Below are 17,896 nucleotides of genomic sequence, written 5' to 3'. Positions count from 1 at the left end.
CCTCCATCCCAATGCACAGCACGCCCCCACTCTCGAGGATCGGATCATGAAATCAGTGATTGCTTGTGCGGCAGCAGCGACGTTTGCGGCCGCGTCACCCGCCGCAATGGCGACCAGTTTCGAGTGGGGCGAGGTCCGCGGTTCGATCGACAACCGCATCTCGGCGGGCGTCGCAGTCCGCACACAAGGCCCGCAGTCGAATCTGTTGGCCATTGCCAACGGCGGGACCGCGTTTTCGACCAACTCCGATGACGCCAACAAAGAGTTCGACAGCGCGGGTGACCTGGTCTCGGCACCGGTCAAATTACTCACCAACCTGACGATGGACTACGGCGCCTTCACGCTGTTTGCCCGCGGCGGCTTTGGCGCCGATCTGGTGAACCTGCAGGGCGAAAATTTCCGCAGGTCCGACTACGGGCCCGGCCGCGAGGCCAGCCTCGCCGAACTGGACCGTAAAGAGGCTGACGTGCGCGGTTCAGTTGGCCGGTACGCCGAGTTGCTCGACCTGCACCTCAGCTCCGGGTTCGACGTGTTCGGCCGGCCGTTGGCGTGGCGTCTCGGCCGGCAGGTCATCAACTGGGGTGAATCCACCTTTATCCAGAACGGCCTTAACGCCATTCTGGCCGCCAACGCCAACCGCGCCGGCGTGCCGGGTGCCGACCTGGAGGAAGTGTTCATTCCGGCCAACAAGGTGTGGGTGTCGATGGACCTGACGCAAAGCATCCGGGTCGAGGGCTTCTACCAACTGGAATGGGAAAAAACCGTGCCGTTCGCGTCGGGCACCTTTTTCTCGACCAATGATTTTGTCGGCGAAGGCGGCACCCGCGCCAACATCGGTTTTGGCCGGGTGACCGAGAATTCACCGGCACTGACAGGCTGTGATGCCCCGCCGGCAGCAGGCGCCAACTGCGTGCCGTTTGGCAGTTCGATTCCGCGTTCAGCCGATCGCGAGCCTTCGGACAGCGGCCAGTACGGCGGCGCCATGCACTACTACACCGACGCCTTGGGTGGCACCTCCTTGGGCGTGTACGCCACCAACTATCACAGCCGTCTGCCGCTGATTTCGGCCATTTCGCGCACGGATGGCACCGCCGGCACCCAGTCTTCGGCTTACATTATCGAGTACCCCGAAGACATCCAGATGTACGGTGCCTCGTTCTCATTGCCCGGCCCGTTCGGCAGCGCGGTGCAGGGCGAATACAGCATGAAGGTGGACCAGCCGCTGCAGCTTGACGACGTTGAGTTGCTGCTCTCCGGTCTGGGTGCCCCGAACCAGATCACGCCGGGCGGTAATGTGCCGTTCCCGACCTCGTTGGGCAATCAGTACATTCGCGGCTGGCGGCGTCACGACGTGAGCAATTTCAACGCCTCTGCGCTGAAACAGTTTCCACCCGGCTTGATGCCGGGCGCCGACAGTGTGCTGTTGGTTACCGAGGTCGGCGCCACCATCGCCCACGGCCTGCCCGAAAATGCCGAGCTGCGTTACGAGGCACCGGGCACGCCGCTGCCGGGCAATGCCACCGTCGCTGCCAGTCAGGGGCTGCCGGCAGAGCAGGGCCAGTTCGCATCGACCAGTTCGTGGGGCTACCGCATCGCGTTGCAGGCCAATTACAGCAACGTATTCGGGCGCTTCGCCATGCGTCCGTCGCTGCGCTTCGACCACGACGTCAACGGCATCACCCCATCGCCGTTGGGCAACTATGTTGAAGGCCGTAAGCAAGTCCAGGCCGCTGTGGCGTTTGAATACCTCGGTCAATGGCAGCTCGATCTCGGCTACACCGTGTTCACCGGTGGCGGCCAGCAGAACCAGTTGCGCGACCGTGACTTTGCTCAGGCCGCGATTCGTTACGCCTTCTGAGTTGACCGTGCTTCACATCAAGGCCGCCCATTTCAGGCGGCCTTTTTTTGTGGTGCTGGTTAGCGAGCCATTGTGGCCCGAGCCGTTGCGTGTCAAACCATGTGTCTCAACACAACACTCTGGCGCGATGAAGTTTGGTGGGCCCTGTCGGACTTGAACCGACAACCAAAGGATTATGAGTCCTCTGCTCTAACCAATTGAGCTAAAGGCCCAGCACGGGCGAGATGGTACACAGTCGCCGCGCTTCGGTGAGCGCTGGCGCGACGGCCAATGCTCCGCCGGGTGCAGGCCCTACAGTGCTGTGCTTCGGAGCTTTCGGGCCGGTGATCACGGGGAATGTGGATGAAGACTTTCAAGGGCAAGGTGGCGGCGATTACCGGTGCCAGCTCGGGCATCGGGCGGGCGCTGGCGCTGCAGTTGGCCGATGCGGGTTGCGCGTTGGCGCTGTCCGACATCAATGACGCCGGGCTGCAGGAAACGGCCGAGCAGGCGCGCGCCAAGGGCGTGGCCGTGACCGCGCAGCAACTTGATGTGTCTGACCGGGACGCCGTGTACGGCTGGGCCGAGAAGACGGCGGACGTGCACGAGCAGATCAATCTGATCTTCAACAATGCGGGCGTGGCGCTGGGCGCGCCGGTTGACGGCATGTCCGAGGCCGATCTGAAGTGGATCATGGACATCAATTTCTGGGGCGTGGTGTACGGCACCCAAGCGTTTTTGCCGCACCTGAATGCCTCGGGTGACGGGCACATCATCAATATTTCGAGCATTTTCGGCATTGCGGGCATTCCCTCGCAGTCGGCTTACAACGCCTCGAAGTTTGCGGTGCGCGGCTTTACCGAAGCGCTGCGTCAGGAGCTGGAAATTGCCGGTGCGCCGGTGTCGGCGACGACCGTGCACCCTGGCGGCATCAAAACCAACATCGTCCGCTCGGCGCGCTTCTCGTCGAATATGGAGCCGGTGATGGGCTTCGATGAAAAGGCCGGCAAGAAGAATTTCGAGAAGCTGTTCATCACCACGCCGGACACGGCGGCCAAGGTCATTCTCGGTGCGGTGCGGTCCAATCGGCGGCGGGTCCTGATCGGGCCTGACGCCAAAGTCGTCGACCTGATGGTGCGGTTGATGCCCGAGGGCTATCAGCGTCTGGTGAGTTTTGGCATGAAGTGGCAGGGCCGTAAAACCGGCTGAACCGGGATTGCCGCCTACTTCTTCCGGGTTTTGGGCGTTCTTTTTTTCGGCTTGGGCGTTTCGGCCGTGGCCGGGGTGTCGACCTTGCGCCGGGCCAGCTCATCGAGCACGTGTGCCAGCCGGTTGCCCAGATGCCGTGTCGCCGAGATTTCCATGGCGCGTGACACTTCGGCCTGCACCGCCATCTCGACCAGGGGCCGCAGGCGCCAGATCAGTTCGCCGAGCTGCGGCGCTTCTTCGCGCGGCGGCAGTGGGGTGCCGAAACGGTCGAAGACGTGACGTTCGACGAGGTGAACCATTTCTTCGGCGGCGTGCTCGACGTTGGCACGGAGCTGTTTGACCACATCGAGCATTTCGTCCAGCGGAATGCCGGCCTTCACCAGTTCGGCGCCAGCCTGAATCATCCTTGGGCTGGGCGCCACAAAGCCCATGCCGTGTGGCTTGAGCACGCCCAGCTCATGGGCCTTGACCAGCCAGCGCGGATCAAACTGACCGCCGAAGAGGCGTGCCAATTCCACAAAGCTGTATTGCTTGGGGGTCTCGTTGGTCCAGGGGCTGGACACTGCCGCTTCCAGGCCCAGCAGGGCGCTGATGTCCTGCCCCGACTCCCAGGCCGACAGCAGTTCGCCAATGCTTGCCAGGGTGAAGCCGCGCGTCAGCATCTGGTTGATGATGCGCAGTCGCGACAGGTGCTCGGCGCCGTAAATGCCGGTGCGGCCGCGGCGCTCGGGCGGCGGTATGAGGCCGCGATCTTGATAAGCGCGGATGTTGCGGGCCGTGCTGTGAGAGGCCTTGGCCAACTCCTCGATGGTCAGTTCGACACGCGGCGGCGTGCCGGACTCGCTGGCGGCGCCGGCTTCGGTCTTGCGGCCGCTGGAACGGCTCAGTTTGCCCAGTTTCATGGTGTCGGATCAGTCAGTGGCGACGCCCTTCGTCGCGATGGGCAGCAAGGGGGTACCGCCGTGGCACGGGGAACTTGAAGGCAGTTCGGAGTCTGCTCTGCGCCGAGTATGCCCTGCGCGATGTCGCGGATCATGGCAGCGGCAGCAGTCGCATCAGCGCCGGCCCCTCGCGCCGCAGCCATGCGCGATGAGTGGCGTAGTCGGGGCAGAAGCTCGCCACCAGCGCCCAGAAGCGCGGGCTGTGATTGCGGTGGCGCAGGTGGCAGAGCTCGTGAATAACGACGTAGCGCATCACCTCGGGCGGCGCACACACCAGTCGCCAGCAGAGCTGGACCACGCCGTGTGCTGAGCAGCTGCCCCATTGCGCGCGCGTGTCGCTGATGCGCAGCCCGATGGGCTGTAGCCCGGTTTCAGCGCTCAGCGCCGCCAGCATGCGAGCCGCCGAGCGGCCGGCCTCGGCGGCCAGCGTGGTCCGTGCGAGCCTCGTCAGCCCGGCCTGATCAAGCGGCTGGCCGGGATGGCTCAGGCAGATCCATTGACCGTATTCAAGCCGCATGGCCGGGCGTTTGAATCGATGGGCGGTATGCCGCACCGGCAACAACTGGCCGTGCAGCGGCAGGGGCGCATGGCCGTCCCAGGGTAGGGTCGCGCTCAGCGGCGCCTGCGGTCGTGCCTGCAGCCGTTGTCGCTGGCGCTCGATCCAGTCTCGATGCTGTGCAAGGAAGGCCTCAGCCTGGTGCATTGAGCAGCGTCGCGGCAGCACCAGGCGCACGGTTTCGGGGCCGCGCACTTCGATACGCAGCCGCCGCGCCCGGCTGCTGATGCGGGTTTCCAATTGGTAGCCGGCCGCTTCGGTCAGTGCCATCGAGGTTGATGACGGCTCGATGACGGTCTGGTTACAAAATCAGCAGTCCGTGCCCCGACCCCATCCAGTGGTGGGGTCATGACCGTTGGTCGGCGGTTATCCACAGGCTTTTCCCGAGGGCGCGGGGATAACTCGCCGTCGCGCCTCAGCGGTCATTCGACAGCCCCAGTTTGGCCAACACCCCGTCCAGCGCGTCCAGCGAATGAAAGCCGATGGTCAAAGTGCCGCGGCCCTGTGCGTCGGCCGCCAGCGACACGTTAGCGCCCACGGCATCGGCGATTTCGCGCTCGAGGCGCAGCCAGTCGGCCGACTTGGCGCCTCGCTCGGGGGCGGTTTGCAAGACGTGGCCCTCACCCTTTTGTAATTGCCGTTCAAGCGCGCGCACCGACCAGTCGGCTTGCTGTGCGCGCGCCAGCCACGTCGGCTGCTCCCCCAGCGGCAGTCCGCCCAGAACCTTGGCGTGGCCCATCGAGATCAGCCCGGCGTCGACCGCGTCCTGCACCTGCGCGTGCAGGTTCAGCAGCCGCAAGAAATGGGTGACGTAGGCCCGTGATTTGCCGATGCGCTGACCGAGCGCACCGTGGGTGAGGTGGTGCAGCTCGGCCAGTCTTTTCAGGCCCAGTGCGGTGTCGATGGGTGAGAGCGACTCGCGCTGCAAATTTTCGATCAGCCCGACGACGAAGGCCTCTTCGTCGCTGAGGTCGTCGCGCACCAGCGCCGGAAGCGTGGCCAGACCGGCGCGTTGCGCGGCGCGCCAGCGGCGTTCACCGGCCAGCAGCTCATAGCGGTCACCGAGGCTGCGCACCACGACCGGCTGAATCACCCCGGACTCGCGAATGCTGCGCGCCAGTTCATCCAGCGCTTCGTCGTTGAAACGGCGGCGCGCCTGATGCGCCCCAGGGCGGATCAGCTCGATGGCAATCGCGCGCGGAACGAAAGGCGACCGCACTGTGGCGGTCGGTGAGGGCAAGTGTGAAACAATAGCCACGACCGGCTTTTACACCTGACGAATCCAATGGAAGACCAGTTTAGAGCGATCCTCAGCGCAGTAGGTGAGGACCCGCAACGTGAAGGCCTGCTCAACACGCCCCATCGGGCGGCCAAGGCGATGACCTTTCTCACGCGAGGGTATTCACAATCGATTGACGAAATCGTCAACGGTGCCATCTTCGAGACCGATAACCAGGAGATGGTGATTGTTCGTGACATCGAGTTTTATTCGATGTGTGAACACCACATCCTGCCGTTCTTTGGCCGCGCCCACGTCGCTTATATCCCCGCGGGCAAGGTCATTGGCCTGTCGAAAATCCCGCGCATCGTCGACATGTTCAGCCGGCGGCTGCAGATTCAGGAACAATTGACCCAACAGATTGGGGAATGTGTTCAGGGCGTGACCCAGGCGCGCGGCGTGGCGGTGGTGATCGAGGCCAAACACCTGTGCGCGATGATGCGCGGCATCGAGAAGCAGCACAGCCAGATGATCACCTCGATGATGCTGGGGGCGTTTCGCGAAGACCCTCGCACCCGTGCTGAATTTTTAGGGCTGATTCGCAACCAAATGTGAACGGCCTGCGCATCGCTCAGTGACTGCGCTGCGTAATAAATAATGTTTACGATGCTTCGTACGGAGAACTTCAACCATGACAGGAGCTGCCCCGGGCCTCAGTTTTGGCACTGCCGAGCAACTGGCAGTGTTGGTCGACATGGAGGACGCGGTGCGTGCCGAGATTGCGCTGCACCTCGAACGCCGCAAGCTGTGGTTTCCCAATGATCTGTTGCCGGCCGACGCGACGCTGGATGCCGCCGCCGATGCCGAAATCAAATCCATGCGCGAAGCCGCGCGCGGTATTCCCGACGTGGCCCGTGTCGGCCTGGCCCTCAACCTGCTGACCGAAGAAGGCCTGCCGCATTTCCATCGACTTATCGCCGTCCATTTCGGTGCCGAAAGTCCTTGGCGTGACTGGAATTACATGTGGACCGCCGAGGAAGACCGCCACGGCTGCGCGCTGCGTGACTACGTACGCGATGCCCGGCTGTTTGACATGCGCGCGCTCGAAGCGGCGCAGTACCGATACATCGAAGCCGGCTTTGACCCCGAGTGGGACCGCGACCCCTATCGCTTGCTCGCTTACACCTCGCTGCAGGAAAAGGCGACCCAGGTCAGCCATGCCAACACCGGCCGGCTGTGCGTTGGCATCGAGCCGGTGGCGCAGCGCGTGCTGGCCCACCTCGCGCGCGATGAATCGCGCCATTACGAGTTCTACCGCGCCAGCTTCGGCGAGATTCTGAAGCGCGATCCAAACCGCGGTTTGGCCTCCCTGCTCAGTGTCACCCTCAACTTCGTGATGCCCGGCCATGCCATGCCCGGCTTCGATGAAATGAGCGAAGTGGTCGAGCGCGCTGGCATCTTCGGCGGCCGTGATTACAGCCGCATCGTCGAAGAGCTGCTGGCGTTCTGGGAGATCGGCAAGATGGAAGGCTTGTCCGCCGAAGGTCGCGCCGCACAGGACAAGCTGATGGCGGTACCGGCCCGGCTTGCGAAAGTGGCCGACTACGCCGAGCGCAAGCGCAAGCCGCGCGACTATCGTTTCGACTTTCTCGCCGACCGCGAGATTCGGCTCTGAGTGCAGTGTCCGCTGCCGCCGCCCAACGCGTCGTCATCACCGGCGCCGGCAGCGGTCTGGGCCGGGCCATTGCCCTGGCATTCGCCGCGCAGTCTGCCCGGATCGCCGTCACCGACCGAGACCTAGACGGTGCCGCCGACACCCTGAAGGCGGTTGAAGCGGCCGGCGGCAGCGGCTTCGTGCAGTCGCTGGACGTGACCCGCGAAGCCGATTTCGCCGTCCTGGCCGAACGCCTCGCCCTGGACTGGGGTGGGCTCGACGTGTTGGTCAACAACGCTGGTGTTGCCACCGCCGGCACCGTCGCCGAGTCCGATCTGGCGCAGTGGCAGTGGGTGCTCGACATCAACCTACTCGGCTGCGTGCGCGGTGTGCGGGCGCTGGCGCCGCTGATGACCGCGCAGCAAAGCGGTCACATCGTCAATGTCGCCTCGTTTGCCGGTATCGCCAACCCCCCGGCCCTGGCCAGTTATAACGCGGCCAAGGCGGCGGTCATCTCACTGTCTGAGACCCTGCGCTTCGAAATGGCCCCGCACGGCGTCGGCGTAACGGTGGCCTGCCCCTCATTCTTCAAAACCCGGTTGCTGGAAACCTCGCGGCGGCACGCTGGCGACGACGCACCTGCGGTGCCGATGGAAGGCATCGTCGGCCGCCTGATGGCCAAGGCCAGCGTTACCGCTGACGATGTGGCCCGCGACATTGTCGAGGCAGTGGGGCACAACACCTTCATGGTCATCAGCCACAGTGACGCGCGTCGCCTTTATCACCTGAAGCGCCTCAGTCCGAGTCTCTATTTCAAAATGGCGCGCAAAGCCACCGCCGGGTTCCTGCGTGGCCGATAAGCGCTCGACCTTGCGCGAACGCGTCCGGCAACTGTGGCGCGGGGTCAGCGGTGATGGCGCAGCCGATCCGTTTGACCAGCAGCGCGTCACCCTGGAAATTCCCGGCCCAGACGGCACGCCGCTGTTCAAGCTCGAGCTGCATTCCGAAGTCACCCCCGAGGCCGATGGCGAGCACCTGCACCTGCGGACCCGCATGCAGACCAACTTCGCCAGTGTGCTGCGGCCGATGCTGGCCGCTGCCGAGGCAGGGCGTCCGGCGTTGACGCATCGCCCCGGTATGGAGGGCGGGCGCGGATTGCGCCTGGCCCATCGGGTCTCGGCAGGCGTGCAGACCGTGGCGCAGCGCGCCCTTCAGGTGCCGCTGCTGCGTAACGTTGCCGAGTCGGCGATGGCGCACGACGTCAACACCTACATTGATCTGGAAGCCACCACTTCGTCGCTGATCGATGGCAGTCGGGCGCTCGCGCATCACGCCGCCCAGCCGGCGCTGCGGCGGCTGGGCATCGTCGCCGACGAGTCGCCCGACGCGCCGCCGTTGCAAACCTGGGCGGGTGAAGTGGGTGATGGCTTCGCGCAGGTCTCATTGTTGCGGCTCGACGAGCGGCACTTCAGTGCGGCGCTCAAGCAGGCGCTGGGCGGACGTCCCTTGAAGATTGCCGCGACCCTGGTCAACACCGTCGAGCGCCCCCCGCAGCCGCGCAAGCGGCGCTGAGCATGGCCAGGCGCTCGACGCTTGTGGTGTGTGCCGCGCTGCTGCTTTCCGCATGCAGCTTGCCGAATCTGGTCTACAACCGCGCCGACTTTTTTGTGGTCCGCGAAGTCGGCAAATACCTGACCCTCACCGATGCCCAGAAGGACGCGCTGGGTGAAGCGGTCACCGACTGGCAGGTTTGGCATCGTGCGCACGCGCTGCCGCAGTGGCAGACCGACACCCAGGCGCTGGCCACAGACCTGCAGGCGCCACTGGAGGCTGCCGAGATCAGCGCTTGGGGGCAGCGCGTCGAACGACACCTGCGGGTTGCGTTGGACGAAATGATGGTGCGACTGGTGCCGCTGATCGCCACCCTCAGCGATGCACAGATTGCCGAGTTCTGGGCGAGCTTCGATGAGCAGCGCGCCGAGCGCCGCGATGACGCGCCGAGTGATGTCGATGCCCTGGCCCAGCAGGGCATCAAGTCGATGAGACGCTGGGTCGGTCGCCCGAACGACGAACAAGTGACCATGATCGTCGACTGGGCCGACGCGCAGGCCGGGCGTTGGCAGCCCTCCGAGATCGAGCGCGCCGCGCGCGAAGACGCACGCCGGCGTGCCGAGATTGATGCCTTGCTGGCCGCGCGTACGGCGCCGGATGCACTGGATCGCTGGCGCGCTTCTCTCGCCGAAGACGACCCGCCCGATCGTCGAGCGCCAGAAGCTAACGCCGCACGCGTGTCGTTACTGGCGGCGCTGTCGGCATCGCTGAACGCGCGTCAGCGTGACCATCTGGTCGCCGAGCTTGAGGGCTACGCCGACCTGTTCGGGAAGATGGCGGCCGGCGGCTGATTCGGCGCTGCTACTCGACGCCCAACGCCGCCAGTGCTTCCAGTGTCACGCCCTCGGTGGCCAGGCCCTCAGCCGATTGGAAGGCGTCGATGCCGGCCAGCGTTTGCGCGCCGAACTGGCCGTCGAGCGGGCCGCGGTAGTGGCCGCGCGCTTTGAGTGCCTGCTGCACCGCGCGCACCCGGGTGGGCGTGGCATTGGTGTCGCAGAGGACGGCGCGCAGGTCCAGCCGTGAGGGTTCGACCATCACCCGCCGAATCTCGGTGCCCATCACGGCCGGAATGGTTTCGGTCACGAACCGGTCGGGCGTGATCTCTTCGCGAATGCGTTCGACCTTGACCTGCGCCGGCACCTCGGTGACGTCGACCACTGCGGGGGTTTTGACCACCCGGCGGCGCTTGGTGTGGGTGCGCTCGGCAATCTCGACGGTCTCGGTGGTGGCCGGCGTGAGCGGCTGCCGCTGCGCGACCTGTCTGAAGGCGGTTGGCGTTTCGACCCAGCACAGCGCGCCGTCGGCGGTGATGTCGCGCTGCCATTGTGCGGTGTCCCCGGTGCGAATCGGCTCCTCGCGCAACACGGTGCGGTAGGTACCGGGCACGCGGCGGGTTTCGGTGCGGGCGGGTTCGGTGACAGTTTCTTCAACCCACTCGACCACGGCGGGTGTGATCACGCGGCGCTGCGTGTAGGCGGGCACGCGTACCTCGCGCTCGACCCAGCGGCTTTCGCCAGCGATGCGGCGCTCTACCGTCTTCTCGGGCTGCAATTCAATGCTGACTTCGCGGCGCGCGTATTGCGGCGCGGTTTTGACCATCGCCCAGCATTCGCCAACCTTGGCGTCGGGTGGGGCAGCCGGCGGCAGGTCGGCCCCCTCGTCAGCGCTGGCCGCGGTCGCCAGTGTCGTGACCGCTACGGTCAGCACGGCGATGGACAGACGCAGCGACATCGTCAGGCTCAGGTCCGGTCACTGCTGCGCGCGTTCACGCCCAGCCGGTCGAGGGTGTCAAACGTGATGCCGCCAGTGGGCAGACCGTTGGCGCGCTGATAGCGGTCGACGGCCTCGTAGGTCATGCGGCCGAGTTTGCCGTCGACCTTGCCGGGGCTGAATCCGGCCCGCTGCAGGGCGCGCTGCAGTTCCAACACGAGATTCTGGTTGGCGTTGGTGTTGCATAACACGGGGTGCCAGTCGACGCGGCTGGCGCTGACTTCAATCTCGCGCGTGACCGAGTCATAGCGCGCCGGCACCGGCACGCGTCGTTCGCTGGCGGGTCTCACCAGTTTGCGTACGCGAACGGCCTCTGTTTGCGCGGGCACGGTTTCAATCCGCGTTTCAGCGGGGCGCAGTAGTTCTTGGCGGCGCACGCTGCGGTACTCGGCCGCAATCGGAACACGCCGCGTGGTGGCGGGCTCGACCAACACCTGGCGTTGCACTTCGCGGTAGACCGCCGGCTCTTCGACCAGGCACAGCACTTCGCCCGACACACTGTCGATACGCTCGATGGCGCCGCGGCCCGGCTTCCAGACCCGGGTCGCGGGCTTGACCATCTCGCTGACGGATTCGGTGCGGAAACGGGCGGGCACTTCCTCGATGCGCTCGCTTGCGGGACTGACCATCACCCGCTCCTCGACGGTGCGGTACTCGGCGGGGCGTGCCTCAACCACACGTTCGCTGGCGGGCCGGATTACCACAGTCTGCTCGGTCCATTCGTACTCGGCGGGCGTGACTTCTACGCGTTCGCTGGCCTCTACAACCCGCACTTGTTCAGTGCGCTTTTCAAACACTGGCGGCTGGGCGATACGGGCAAAGCAGTCGCCTGGCTGCGCGGTTTGCGGCATCGACTGCGCGACGGCAGCGACCGGCAGCAGCATCGCCAACAGCCCGAGGAGGCCAACGCGCCGTGGAAGCGAGTGGGTTGCGGAGGAGGTGAGGCGGGTCGGGCGCGTCATCATCAAGTCTCGGGCAAGATAAGCGTCGATTATGCCCACCCAGCCCCCCGCCGCCCATGACGCAAATGGTCCACTAAGGGGCGCCGAAACCGCCCCTGGAAGGCGGTCGTGCGCATGACGCCGGAGCGGCGGCGCGACATTCTGCAGATCAGCGTGCCCATCGTGGCCGGCATGACGTCGCAGAATCTGCTCAACCTGGTCGACGCATGGATGGTGGGCGCGCTGGGCGCAACGGCGCTGGCGGCGGTCGGTCTCGCGAGCTTCGTCAATTTCATGGCGGTGTCATTTCTCACCGGATTCTCGCCAGCGGTTCAGGCGCTGGCGGCACGCCGGGTGGGTGAGGGCCGCATGCACGAGGTCGCGGTGCCACTCAATGGTGGACTGCGGCTATCGCTGTTGATTGGCGTGCCGTTGACCGTGCTCGGCTGGTGGGGCGCTGAAGCGCTGATGGCGATGTTGACGCCCGACCCGGCGGTGGTTGAGGAGGGCACCGGCTACCTGCAATGGCGGCTGCTGGCGGTGGCGGCGGTCGGCATGAACTTCTGCTATCGCGGCTACTGGAGCGCAATCAAGCGCACACAGGTGTACATGGTCACCTTGTTCGTGATGAACGCACTGAATGTGCCGATCAGCTACGGGCTGATTCACGGGCTCTGGGGATTGCCGCAGATGGGCACTGCCGGCGCCGGGTTGGGCACGTCGATCTCGGTGTTCATCGGTACGTTGTTCTATCTGCTCTATGCCTTCCGCCACGCGCGCCCGCACGGTTATCTTCGGGCGGCGCCGTCGACCGACGAGAACCGCGCCCTGTTGCGCTTGGGGCTGCCCAGCGCGGTGCAGCAGTTGATGTTCTCGGGTGGCTTCACGGTGCTGTTCTGGATGATTGCCCGTATTGGCACCGATGAACTGGCGGTGTCGCACATCCTCATCACGCTGATGCTGACCCTGATTCTGCCCAGCGTCGGCTTTGGTATTGCCGCCGCGACGCTGGCCAGCCAGGCCCTGGGGCGCGGCGACGTGCAGGACGCTGCGCGAGCCGCGTGGGACACCTGGCGCGTCGCGCTGTGGATCTATCTGGCCGCTGGTCTGCCGATGGTGCTGGCGCCCGAATGGTTGCTCGGCTGGTTCCTGAACGACCCGGCTGTCGTGGCGCTGGGCGTGGTGCCACTGCAGTTGCTGGGCCTGATGATGGCCGTCGACGGCCTCGGCATCATTCTCATGCAGGCGCTGCTGGGCGCGGGCGCAAGCCGCTATGTCATGTTCGTGGCCACGGGTCTTCAGTGGGGATTGTTCCTGCCATTGGTTTGGTGGGTGGGGCCGGTGTCGGGTTTCGGGCTGACCATGGTGTGGCTGGCCATGGGGGCGTATCGTCTGTTGCAGGCGGGGTTCTTTGCAGTTGCCTGGCGCCGCCGCCGTTGGGCGCAAATTCGACTTTGAGGTCGGTTCAGAGTTGGCTCATTTTCGCGGACTACGCTGCGATCATCTTTTCTGGGGAGGTTTCGATCATGTTGAAAAATTGGATTGCGCTGATGCCGGTGGCCGGTCTTGCTTTGGCGATGAGCGCCTGCGCCCCTGCACTTGAAGACAGCGCTTCGGCAGACGCTGAAGATGAGAGCGCCGCCTCTGAAGAAGCTGCGCCCGTCGCCGCCGCCAAGCCGGCGCCCGCGCCGGAGCCGGTGTGCAACAACTGCGGCACGGTCAGCAACATCGAAACTGTGACCGAGAAGGGCGAGGGCAGCGGTATCGGCGCGGTGGCCGGCGCGATTGCCGGGGGTGTCATCGGGCATCAGTTCGGCAGCGGCAGCGGCAACAAGGCGGCGACCGCAGCGGGTGCCATTGGCGGCGGTATGGCGGGGCACGAGATCGAGAAGCGTCGCAACTCGGCGACCTATTTCCGCGTCACCGTGCGGATGGATGCGGGCGGCTCGCAGGTCGTCACGCTGAATTCCACTTCGGGCATCTCGGTTGGCACCCCGGTGCGGGTCGTCGGGAACAACCTCGAACTGCGGACCTGATCGGGTTCGTTGCATCGTCCCGAAAGCCCTCGCAATGCGAGGGCTTTTTACGTTGTGGACGCTGCCGTCACCCGCAGGCGTAGCAGCGTTCGGGTGCGGCGCCCGATCACGCCGGTCAGCCCCAGCGTCATTGCCGCGCCGAAGATGACCGAGGGCACCGCGCCCATCAGTTTTGCCGCAAGCCCGGATTCGAAAGCGCCGATTTCATTCGAGGTGCTGATGAACACACTGTTGACCGCCTGCACCCGTCCGCGCAGGGCGTCCGGTGTGTAGATCTGCAGCAAGGTCTGGCGAATCACCACGCTGATCGAATCGAATGCACCGGTTGCAAACAGCGCGGCCACCGACAGCCAATAGTGGCTTGAGAGTGCAAACACCAGGGTCGCCGCGCCAAACCCGGCGCAGGCCAGCAGCAGGTTGCGCCAGGCGTGCACGGTGGGCGTGAAGCGCGTGCAGATCAGGATGGTGAGGATGGCGCCCACCGCCGGTGCCGCGCGCAGCACGCCGAGGGCTTCGGGACCGATGCGCAGAATCTCCTCGGCAAACATCGGCAGAATCGCAATCACCCCGCCAAACAGCACCACCAGAAGGTCCAGTGCCAGCGAGTACAGGATCACCGGCGTACGACGCACGAAGGCCAGCCCTTCGGCAATGTTCTGGATCACCGACTGCCCGTGCACCCGCACGCTCAGCGGCGGGCGCGGTTTCAGCCACACGCTCAGGCCGATGGCGGTGGCCAACAGTCCGGCGCAGCCCCACAGGGTCACGCTGAGCCCGAATGCCGCATACGACAGCCCGCCTAACAGCGGTCCCAGCACCATGCCGGACTGCATCGCCGTACTCGACCACGCCGCCGCATTGGGATAAATCGTGCGCGGCACCACAAAGGCGCGAAGGGCGGTGGCCGACGGCGCGAACAGCCCGCGTGCCAGCCCCATCAGCATCAGGCTCGCGTACACCGCCAGCAGCCACGGCCAAGGGCCCAAGCGTGCGCGTACCGCGTCCTGCATGACGAAGATCAACAGCATCGATGCGGCGATCATCAGGCCCAGCGCAATTCGCATCAGCGTGCGCTTGTCGCGGTGATCGGCCAGATAGCCGCCAAACAACGCCAGGCCGATGAACGGCAGCGCCTCGGCCAGCCCGACCAGGCCGAGCACCAGCGGATCGCGGGTGATCTGGTACAGCGCCCAGCCGATGGCCACCGCCTGCGCCTGCACCGCAATCATCACCAGCAGCGCCAGTCCCGACAAGGCACGAAACTCACCGATGCGCAGGGCAGCGAGCGCGTCGGGGCGCGGGGCGGAAGCAGTGTTCAAACGCCGAAATTCTGCTCTTTGGTGTCGGTGAAGTGCACGTCGGGGAAGCGCTCACGCGCCATGCCCAGGTTCACCGATGACGACGCCAGATACACCAGCGCGCCGTGGTGATCGATGGCCAGGCGCTGCTCGTTCTTGTCCTTGAAGTCCGTCCACTTCTTGGCGTCGCTGCACGCCACCCAGCGGGCGCTGTGCACCTGCACCGGCTCGAAGATGCACTCGACGTTGTATTCGTCCTTGAGGCGGTACTGCACCACTTCAAACTGCAACACGCCGACCGCGCCGAGCACGATGTCGTTGTTGGTCAGCGGCCGGTAGACCTGGGTGGCGCCTTCTTCGCAGAGCTGGTCGAGGCCCTTGTTGAGCGCTTTGGCCTTGAGCGGGTCCTTGAGAATCACCCGGCGGAACAGGTCGGGCGCGAAGTTGGGGATGCCGGTGAAGCGGATCTGCTCGCCTTCGGAGAACGAGTCGCCAATCGAGATGGTGCCGTGGTTGTGCAGGCCGATGATGTCGCCGGGGTAGGCGATCTGCACGTTCTCGCGGTCCGAGGCCATGAAGGTGAGCGCCTGCGAGATGCGCGCCGGGCCTTTCAGGCGTACCGAGTGCAGGGTCATGCCCTCGCGGTAGGTGCCCGAGCAGACGCGCAGAAACGCCACGCGGTCGCGGTGCTTGGGGTCCATGTTGGCCTGGATCTTGAACACGAAGCCCGAGAACGCGGCTTCGTCGGCGGCGACATGGCGCGGTTCGGCTTCGCGGCCCTGCGGCGGTGGCGCCCAGTCGGTGAAGCCGTTCAAGAGTTCACGCACGCCGAAGTTGTTGATGCCCGAACCGAAGAACACCGGCGTCAGTTCGCCGCGGCGGTAGGCGTCCAAGTCAAAGCCGTCACCGGCCATCTGCACCAGTTCGATTTCTTCCAGCATCTGCTGGTAGGGACGCCCAAAACGCTGGTCCAAGCCCGGCGTGTGCAGGCCTTCAATGGTCTCGATCTCGGATACCCGGTGCTTGTCGCCGGTGTACAGATAGAAGCGATCTTCCAGCAAGTGATACACGCCCTTGAACTCACGTCCCATGCCGATCGGCCAGGTGACCGGGGTGCAGCGGATGCCCAGCACCTTCTCCACCTCGTCCAGCAGTTCCAGCGGCGGGCGGCCCTCGCGGTCCAGCTTGTTGACGAAGGTGATGATCGGCGTCGTCCGTAGGCGGCAGACCTCCATCAGTTTGATGGTGCGCGCCTCGACACCCTTGGCGGCGTCGATGACCATCAGCGCCGAGTCCACCGCGGTGAGCGTGCGGTAGGTGTCTTCCGAGAAGTCTTCGTGGCCCGGCGTGTCCAGCAGGTTCACGATTTTGCCGTTGTACGGAAACTGCATCACCGAGGTGGTGATCGAGATGCCGCGCTGCTGTTCCAGCGCCATCCAGTCGGACGTGGCGTGGCGGTCGGCCTTGCGGCCTTTCACCGACCCGGCCAGGCGGATCGCGCCGCCAAACAGCAGCAGCTTTTCGGTCAGCGTGGTCTTGCCCGCGTCGGGGTGGGAGATGATGGCGAACGTGCGCCGCAGCGCCGCCGCCCGTGCGACTTCAGACATGGGAACCGCCGGTTAAACGAGGTGCGCATTCTAGCGGGTTGGGTGTCGTGCCTCCGGTCCGGTACTCGCTCGCGGGGCTTTTACCAAGTGGCTTACGATCCAGTTTATTAATGCCAGGAGCGAACCATGCGCGAGATCGATGCGTTTGAAGCCAAGAACACCTTCGGCACCTTGTTGGATTGGGTGGAAGCGGGCGAAGAGGTGGTCATCACCCGGCGCGGCAAGGCGGTGGCGCGGTTGGTCATGCACCAGCCGGGATCAGAACCCGACCGCAGTGATGTGGCGGCGGCCCGCATCCGCGCACGCGCGGCTGGCCTTGATGGCAAGGCCCTCAACTGGCCGGAATGGAAAGCGCTGCGCGACGAGGGCCGCGCGTGAGTCTGGTGCTCGACAGCTCGGTGACCCTAGCGTGGCTGATGCCGGATGAGTCGGACGCCAATGCCCAAAAAGCGCTTGATCGCGTCGTCGCGAGCCGAGCCTTGGTGCCGTCGTTGTAGTACCTGGAGGTCGCCAGCAGCCTGAAAATGGCCGTCAAATGGAAGTACGACGCTGCTTATCTGGAGTTAGGCGTCACAGCCGCCGAGCTGCGAATTCACGCCGCTGCAGCTTTCGAGGCGACCCACGCCGTCATTCTCTCAATCAGTTCTCCGACCGGCAGTAGCTCGATGTCTTGCGGCGAGAAGCCCAATTGCGTTAGTGCATCGAAGTTGTCAGCCATGAAGTCGGTGAACGCACTTGAAATTCGTGCCGGTCCGGCTGCTTGTGCAAGACAGACGTTCTTCAACCAGTTGCGTACAACGCCGATAACCTTGTACGGCTCATCCTCATGACACTCGATGTCCGCTCCAGCAAGATCAGAGATCGAAGCCTTATACCGGTGGGGCTTGGCTTCGAGAACGAGAGCCCGCTTGTCTCGTTGCTTCGGTTTTCCGAACGTTCGGCATCCAAAGTCGACGCCAAGTTCGAAGGGCATGTTTAACCGGTACAGCTCTCCCGCAACCGCTGCTTCACTCCGGGAAAGATCGTGGATCGAGTACTTTGAGTCCCGGATTAACTCAACGATCTTGTTCAGCCGAAGTTCCCCCGAGTCAATCGCCTCAAGCGCGATCCTCGGTGTGAGGCGAAGATAGATCACTGTGAAGAGAAGAGGTCGCAGCAGCGGCAGATACTCGGCGTCGAACGGGCAGTTGACGAAGACGTTCTTCTCGAACGCCATG

General features: G+C 64.8%; 19 protein-coding genes and 1 tRNA gene. 11 read left to right on the top strand and 9 right to left on the bottom strand.

Annotated elements, in window-relative coordinates:
- Positions 1–46: 46 nt before the first annotated feature.
- Complete coding sequence (locus U741_RS0100835; protein ID WP_029888600.1) at positions 47–1,858, top strand: DUF1302 domain-containing protein; 1,812 nt, start codon at positions 47–49, stop codon at positions 1,856–1,858.
- Positions 1,859–1,993: 135 nt separating this feature from the next.
- On the opposite strand, the gene U741_RS0100830 is transcribed toward U741_RS0100835, so the two are convergent.
- Positions 1,994–2,070 (bottom strand) — tRNA-Ile (locus U741_RS0100830).
- A 130-nt stretch (positions 2,071–2,200) separates the two neighbouring features.
- On the opposite strand from U741_RS0100830, the gene U741_RS0100825 reads away from it, so the two are divergent.
- Positions 2,201–3,046, top strand: coding sequence for an SDR family NAD(P)-dependent oxidoreductase (locus U741_RS0100825; protein ID WP_029888599.1), 846 nt, complete (start codon positions 2,201–2,203; stop codon positions 3,044–3,046).
- A 14-nt stretch (positions 3,047–3,060) separates the two neighbouring features.
- Here the strand turns inward: U741_RS0100825 and U741_RS0100820 are convergent, their stop codons facing one another.
- The 3 genes from U741_RS0100820 to U741_RS0100810 form a co-directional block, all read right to left on the bottom strand.
- Positions 3,061–3,948 (bottom strand): MerR family transcriptional regulator, encoded by an 888-nt coding sequence (locus U741_RS0100820; protein ID WP_052378367.1) that lies wholly within the window; start codon positions 3,946–3,948, stop codon positions 3,061–3,063.
- Positions 3,949–4,078: 130 nt separating this feature from the next.
- The gene (locus tag U741_RS0100815; RefSeq protein ID WP_052378366.1) at positions 4,079–4,813 is read right to left on the bottom strand and encodes a M48 family metallopeptidase; all 735 of its coding nucleotides are present in this window, start codon (positions 4,811–4,813) and stop codon (positions 4,079–4,081) included.
- 145 nt (positions 4,814–4,958) lie between these two features.
- The gene (locus U741_RS0100810) at positions 4,959–5,762 is read right to left on the bottom strand and encodes a ParB/RepB/Spo0J family partition protein (protein ID WP_052378365.1); all 804 of its coding nucleotides are present in this window, start codon (positions 5,760–5,762) and stop codon (positions 4,959–4,961) included.
- Between the two features lie 66 nt (positions 5,763–5,828).
- On the opposite strand from U741_RS0100810, the gene folE reads away from it, so the two are divergent.
- From folE to U741_RS0100785, 5 genes are all read left to right on the top strand, one after another.
- Positions 5,829–6,377 (top strand): GTP cyclohydrolase I FolE, encoded by a 549-nt coding sequence (gene folE, locus U741_RS0100805; protein ID WP_029888595.1) that lies wholly within the window; start codon positions 5,829–5,831, stop codon positions 6,375–6,377.
- A gap of 76 nt (positions 6,378–6,453) precedes the next feature.
- Positions 6,454–7,437, top strand: coding sequence for an acyl-ACP desaturase (locus U741_RS0100800; RefSeq protein WP_029888594.1), 984 nt, complete (start codon positions 6,454–6,456; stop codon positions 7,435–7,437).
- Between the two features lie 5 nt (positions 7,438–7,442).
- Positions 7,443–8,276 carry an SDR family oxidoreductase gene (locus U741_RS0100795; protein ID WP_029888593.1) on the top strand — a complete coding sequence of 278 codons (834 nt, stop codon included), beginning with the start codon at positions 7,443–7,445 and terminating at the stop codon, positions 8,274–8,276.
- On the top strand, positions 8,266–8,988 hold the full coding sequence (locus U741_RS0100790) for a hypothetical protein (protein ID WP_029888592.1): 723 nt from the start codon (positions 8,266–8,268) through the stop codon (positions 8,986–8,988). Before U741_RS0100795 ends, U741_RS0100790 begins: the two co-directional genes overlap by 11 nt.
- A gap of 2 nt (positions 8,989–8,990) precedes the next feature.
- Positions 8,991–9,818 carry a DUF6279 family lipoprotein gene (locus tag U741_RS0100785; RefSeq protein ID WP_029888591.1) on the top strand — a complete coding sequence of 276 codons (828 nt, stop codon included), beginning with the start codon at positions 8,991–8,993 and terminating at the stop codon, positions 9,816–9,818.
- A 10-nt stretch (positions 9,819–9,828) separates the two neighbouring features.
- Here the strand turns inward: U741_RS0100785 and U741_RS0100780 are convergent, their stop codons facing one another.
- Together U741_RS0100780 and U741_RS0100775 are read right to left on the bottom strand one after the other, a co-directional pair.
- Positions 9,829–10,758 carry a peptidoglycan-binding domain-containing protein gene (locus U741_RS0100780; protein ID WP_029888590.1) on the bottom strand — a complete coding sequence of 310 codons (930 nt, stop codon included), beginning with the start codon at positions 10,756–10,758 and terminating at the stop codon, positions 9,829–9,831.
- Positions 10,759–10,766: 8 nt separating this feature from the next.
- A complete protein-coding gene (locus U741_RS0100775; RefSeq protein WP_084154579.1) occupies positions 10,767–11,762 on the bottom strand; it encodes a peptidoglycan-binding domain-containing protein in 996 nt (331 codons plus the stop codon).
- A gap of 111 nt (positions 11,763–11,873) precedes the next feature.
- Here U741_RS0100775 and U741_RS0100770 point away from each other — a divergent pair, with 111 nt between their 5' ends.
- Complete coding sequence (locus U741_RS0100770; protein ID WP_029888588.1) at positions 11,874–13,196, top strand: MATE family efflux transporter; 1,323 nt, start codon at positions 11,874–11,876, stop codon at positions 13,194–13,196.
- Between the two features lie 68 nt (positions 13,197–13,264).
- The gene (locus U741_RS0100765; protein ID WP_052378364.1) at positions 13,265–13,774 is read left to right on the top strand and encodes a glycine zipper 2TM domain-containing protein; all 510 of its coding nucleotides are present in this window, start codon (positions 13,265–13,267) and stop codon (positions 13,772–13,774) included.
- A 47-nt stretch (positions 13,775–13,821) separates the two neighbouring features.
- Here the strand turns inward: U741_RS0100765 and U741_RS0100760 are convergent, their stop codons facing one another.
- Both U741_RS0100760 and U741_RS0100755 read right to left on the bottom strand, forming a co-directional pair.
- Positions 13,822–15,093: an MFS transporter gene (locus tag U741_RS0100760; RefSeq protein WP_029888586.1), complete on the bottom strand. Its 1,272-nt coding sequence runs from the start codon at positions 15,091–15,093 to the stop codon at positions 13,822–13,824.
- Entirely contained in the window at positions 15,090–16,679 is a 1,590-nt protein-coding gene (locus tag U741_RS0100755) for a peptide chain release factor 3 (RefSeq protein ID WP_029888585.1), read from the bottom strand. The genes U741_RS0100760 and U741_RS0100755 overlap by 4 nt, the downstream gene beginning before the upstream one ends.
- Positions 16,680–16,805: 126 nt before the next feature.
- Here U741_RS0100755 and U741_RS0100750 point away from each other — a divergent pair, with 126 nt between their 5' ends.
- On the top strand, positions 16,806–17,057 hold the full coding sequence (locus U741_RS0100750) for a type II toxin-antitoxin system Phd/YefM family antitoxin (protein WP_029888584.1): 252 nt from the start codon (positions 16,806–16,808) through the stop codon (positions 17,055–17,057).
- Positions 17,054–17,176 carry a PIN domain-containing protein gene (locus U741_RS19825; RefSeq protein ID WP_161776075.1) on the top strand — a complete coding sequence of 41 codons (123 nt, stop codon included), beginning with the start codon at positions 17,054–17,056 and terminating at the stop codon, positions 17,174–17,176. The genes U741_RS0100750 and U741_RS19825 overlap by 4 nt, the downstream gene beginning before the upstream one ends.
- Positions 17,177–17,271: 95 nt before the next feature.
- Here U741_RS19825 and U741_RS17480 read toward each other — a convergent pair whose 3' ends face one another.
- A complete protein-coding gene (locus tag U741_RS17480) occupies positions 17,272–17,895 on the bottom strand; it encodes a hypothetical protein (protein ID WP_043110150.1) in 624 nt (207 codons plus the stop codon).
- Position 17,896 lies beyond the last annotated feature (1 nt).

The sequence above is a fragment of the Polycyclovorans algicola TG408 genome (assembly GCF_000711245.1).
Taxonomy (GTDB): Bacteria; Pseudomonadota; Gammaproteobacteria; order Nevskiales; family Nevskiaceae; genus Polycyclovorans; species Polycyclovorans algicola.
The sequence above is the reverse complement of the archived record's forward strand: the minus strand, read 5'-3'. Positions and strand labels throughout refer to the sequence as shown.